At 62.4% G+C, this 3,807-nt stretch carries 5 protein-coding genes; 1 reads left to right on the forward strand and 4 read right to left on the reverse strand.

The features are described 5' to 3' along the window. Positions 1-514: 514 nt before the first annotated feature. Positions 515-1,132, reverse strand: coding sequence for a hypothetical protein (locus AAF184_25140; protein ID MEO0425642.1), 618 nt, complete (start codon positions 1,130-1,132; stop codon positions 515-517). A 428-nt stretch (positions 1,133-1,560) separates the two neighbouring features. Here AAF184_25140 and AAF184_25145 point away from each other — a divergent pair, with 428 nt between their 5' ends. After that, on the forward strand, positions 1,561-2,184 hold the full coding sequence (locus tag AAF184_25145; GenBank protein ID MEO0425643.1) for a hypothetical protein: 624 nt from the start codon (positions 1,561-1,563) through the stop codon (positions 2,182-2,184). 268 nt (positions 2,185-2,452) lie between these two features. Here AAF184_25145 and AAF184_25150 read toward each other — a convergent pair whose 3' ends face one another. The 3 genes from AAF184_25150 to AAF184_25160 form a co-directional block, all read right to left on the reverse strand. Further along, on the reverse strand, positions 2,453-2,824 hold the full coding sequence (locus AAF184_25150) for a hypothetical protein (GenBank protein ID MEO0425644.1): 372 nt from the start codon (positions 2,822-2,824) through the stop codon (positions 2,453-2,455). Positions 2,825-2,891: 67 nt separating this feature from the next. Beyond that, positions 2,892-3,206 carry a hypothetical protein gene (locus AAF184_25155; GenBank protein MEO0425645.1) on the reverse strand — a complete coding sequence of 105 codons (315 nt, stop codon included), beginning with the start codon at positions 3,204-3,206 and terminating at the stop codon, positions 2,892-2,894. Positions 3,207-3,315: 109 nt separating this feature from the next. Next, complete coding sequence (locus tag AAF184_25160) at positions 3,316-3,720, reverse strand: DUF2958 domain-containing protein (GenBank protein MEO0425646.1); 405 nt, start codon at positions 3,718-3,720, stop codon at positions 3,316-3,318. Between the last annotated feature and the right edge of the window lie 87 nt (positions 3,721-3,807).

The following is a 3,807-nucleotide window of genomic DNA, read 5'->3' on the forward strand; positions in this document are numbered from 1 at the left end:
GGGACGCCTCCGTAGACAAATGCTTCGCGCCTTCGGCCGCTTCCGCCACCAGGTTCTTGCGGCCGAGTCGGCCATCTATTTCGAGAGCCCCACCGGCCTTGTCCGCGCCCCCTTTGCGTCGTCTGAAGGGGTCCAACAAGGGGACCCGGCTGCCTCGGCTGACTTCGCCTTGGCGCTCCAAACAGCTCTCGTCGCCTACGACGCCATTCTTCGTTCACACGACGACTACGCTCTCGCCATCGCCGACGACGTTCACGCCCGCTGCCCACCCAACGTCGCGGCGCCTGGCCTGCACATCCTCAACGATGAATTACGTCCTCTTGGCCTTCGCCCTTCGCTTGGGGTTACCCAAGAGCGGCATCAGCCTCTTAACCCACGGCGCTTTCTTTACCCATGGCGACTCCCCACTCGACCGACCCCTCCGACCCCACTCCCGCTTGATGCGCCAGCCGCAACTCGGTGGGGCTGGAGCACCTGCAGAATGTTACCCTTGAGACCGCTGACCACCACCCCACTAAGGTTTAATCAGCGGAAACGCTCTACCTCCATACCCGCCGCTGACGACGGCTCGGGTCGTTGCGCTGCGGGAGACGTTGCCGGGCGCCACGGGCCGGACGGGCGGGCGCGTGCCGTTGGGCTCAGGGACCCGCTTTTTGATGGTGAGCATACGCGCGGCGCTGGTAAAGCACATGTACCAATCGGGAAGGCGGCCTTGAACGTAAAGCGACTCGAAAGCGTCGATGCGGGTCATCACCGCGGCGGCCACAGGGTCGTTGAAGTGGCCGTTCGCAAGAACGATGAGCTGCTCGTCGCGCATGCGATCGGGGCTCATCCGGGCGAGGTGGGCGTACGTCTCCCGCAGCTCGACGGCCAACTCGGGGACGTTGTCGAACTCGGCGATTTTGCCTGGGACGGCCTCCTTGCGGCCAGGGCGCTTGGCGCGGACCTCGACCATAGTAGCCGGATCAGACGTGTCTCCGAGTTCGGTGTTGAGGATGGCACGCGTTGCTTTGCCGAGCTCATTAGCCCGAATAAGACGGAGCGCGAGGTCGTCGGAATGAAGGCTCGTCGGGCGGCGCGTGCGCTTGGCAGCCACGTCGCGGCGAAAGCCGGCGGCGAGGGCGGTGCTCACGGCAGCTGCCCGTGGTTCGCGCAGGGCAGACGGGACAGTCCAGATGGTCGTCATTGGCGGGGCGATCAAACCTCGAGGTCGACGGCATGAGTTGCCTGGCGCAGGTCGGTGGGGTCTCGGTGGAGAGCCAGGGCTGGAGCGACGCGTCGAGGGGTCGCAGGGTGGGCGGCAGGCGCGGCCGACGTCGTGGGCTGGCACCTCAACGCCCGCACCGACGCCGAACGCGACACCGCCCTCCTATGGCGCCTGGGGTTGCACCTCTTCCTGCTGCGCCGCCTCTCACGAGGCGGGACCTGCGGCGACAGCGCGCCGCTTCGCTGCTTTCGTCGACGGACACTGCGACGGCGCAACCGGCGACGCAGCCGGGGTCGCAGTGGCAGCAAAGGCTGCCGGCGCCGCGGCAGTGGCGTGTCGGCGGTCTGCGGCAAGTGCCGCTGCCTCAGCCCGGCGGCGAGTGCGGCTTCGTGCGTGGCCACGGCAACATTGGCCGCGTGTGCGGCGGCAGCCGCGGCGGCGGCGTCCGCCCGGCATGTGGCTTCGTGGGCGGCGAAGCCAGCATCCGCAGCTTGCGCGGCATCGACAACAGCGGCAGCGCGCGCACGGCGCGTCGCTTCGCGAGCCGCGAACGCCGCATCTACGGCGTGTGCCGCGTCCGCTACAGCAGCCGCATTCGCAAGGTGGATGGCCTCGTGGGCAGCGTAGGCTGCGTCGGCCGCGCGAACGGCGTCGACGATGGCCGCAGCGCCCGCAAGGCGCGCGGTGAGGCGGGTGTAGCGGACAATGGTAGCGGCGTAGTCGGTCGTGGCAGCTCTGGCAAGGGCCGGGGCCGTTGCGGTAGGCTCGGGCGGTGTAGGCGGCGGCTGCTCATCAGAGAGATCGATGGGCTGGGACATGTCGACGTCGGCGGTCAAGAATGGGGTGCCGTTGGCATCGAGGTATCGGTCAGCCTCGGAGATGAGCGCGGTGATGGCCATGCGCCGGAAGGGGCGGCGTGTATCAGCGAAGGTGCGGGTACGGAGGCGGCAATGTGGGCAGCCGCGCTCGGGGGATAGGGGTGGGTATCGCGGTGCAGAGTGGCTTGTCCGAAGCCGCCCGACACTAGATTGAGCATCCATTGTCCCCAGCAGCTGTGTATGTACAGCACACGCGGCGCTGTGCCCGCGTGGTACAAGACTCGCAACAGATCCCGCAGGTTTGCCTGGTCGACACCCAGCGGCGTGTCCACGGTTGTATCCGCTGGGCGGCGAGTCGAGTGCGGGCTCGTCGTGATTGTGCTAGGGGTTTCGTATGCCGCACTGGATAACCAGCGGGTAACGGTTACTAGCCAGAGTGATGTCCTTGCCCTGGGGGATAGGGCGCGAGCACATAGGCATTCTCGAACCACAGCACCCGGAAGGTATCTCCCGGAATCTGCTCCAGAGAAGGGTAAATTGCTAGCCAGCCCTGGTGATGCCAGTTGGCTAGCTGGGCCGTGGCCCCGTTGATCATCGCGTGGGCGACTGCTCCGAGCATCACCAGTCGGTCATCTACGATTACCCAGGAGCGACCGTCATCATAGGGCATCAGGCTCTGCCGGGAGGCGATATCCACCTGCTGCTCTAGCATCAGCACGGCATCAGCAGTCTGAAACTCCCCCTCTCCGCATAGCAAGGTGATCGATAAAGCGTCATTCTCATTTTTTAATGTCGTCATATTCATCCTTTGCATTAAAAAAGGGCCGCCAGTGGCAGCCCCTTCTTGTCTTTTCGGTTTAGGTTTGTTAGTCATTCAATTGAGTGTGGGTGGATGAGGCTGCGGCACCGTTGATGTGACCTTTCGTCGGTGTCGTGTGTCCTCTCCCCCGTTTTTCCAGGCGCGGCACTTGGGCGACCAGCGCTTCAATGGCCGCCGCTTGCGGCAAAGCAGCCACTTGCTTCGACAGCGCCTTCACCGCTTCCAGCAACGCATTATCCACCTGATGGCGACGTTTCCACCAAGCCGATATGCGCTCCTCCAGAGCTTGACACCCGAGTAAAAGCAATGCGCCACCGACGGCACTCACCAAACACAACCATTTAACAGTTGTTATTTCCATAGGTCCTCCTATTTTGAAGGGTTTACATTAAATCCTGCGATCGCAGTCACAGGGTATTGCTCCGTCCGACCGAACGTCGAACTGAACAAATTTTTCTTACTGATCCGTCTCAAGCGACAGTGCGCTGATGCTGACGAGCTTGTTGGGCATAGTCCCAGAGGGACAGTTTGGCCGTGAAGTGCTGGTCTTGCTCCACCGGTAAGCCGAGAGGTCCCCGTAACTTCACCAATTCAATGATGGAAACATCACCGAGCTCGAGGAATCCCAGACCCAGGTCACAGAGACCAAAGGCAAGTTCAGGTTCCTCTGGATCAAGTTCTGAGAGCAACCAGGTGGCCTGAGCATCCGGCGTGAAGAGTTTCACCAGGGGGCGCTGAGTAAAGGCAACGCTGCCCTCACTATCCGTTGCATCGTCTTCTCGCCTTGCGACTCCCTGACGTATCAGTCCTTCAAATTCGGACCAATTCATCAGGTGACGATGACAGGTTTCATATACGCGTTTATAGATATGCATAGGGTTCTCCTATTAAAAAGAGAAGACAGTAAGCCATCACTTACCGTCTTCAAGGTTTATTTGTCTGGGGTTAACGAAAGCGAGCAA

The sequence above is a fragment of the Pseudomonadota bacterium genome (assembly GCA_039815145.1).
Taxonomy (GTDB): domain Bacteria; phylum Pseudomonadota; class Gammaproteobacteria; order Steroidobacterales; family JBCBZW01; genus JBCBZW01.

Bases quoted from the DNA above. Each gene is read 5' to 3' on its own strand.
- AAF184_25150 (MEO0425644.1), bottom strand. From the start codon at position 2,824: ATGACGACATTAAAAAATGAGAATGACGCTTTATCGATCACCTTGCTA.
- AAF184_25155 (MEO0425645.1), bottom strand. From the start codon at position 3,206: ATGGAAATAACAACTGTTAAATGGTTGTGTTTGGTGAGTGCCGTCGGT.
- AAF184_25160 (MEO0425646.1), bottom strand. From the start codon at position 3,720: ATGCATATCTATAAACGCGTATATGAAACCTGTCATCGTCACCTGATG.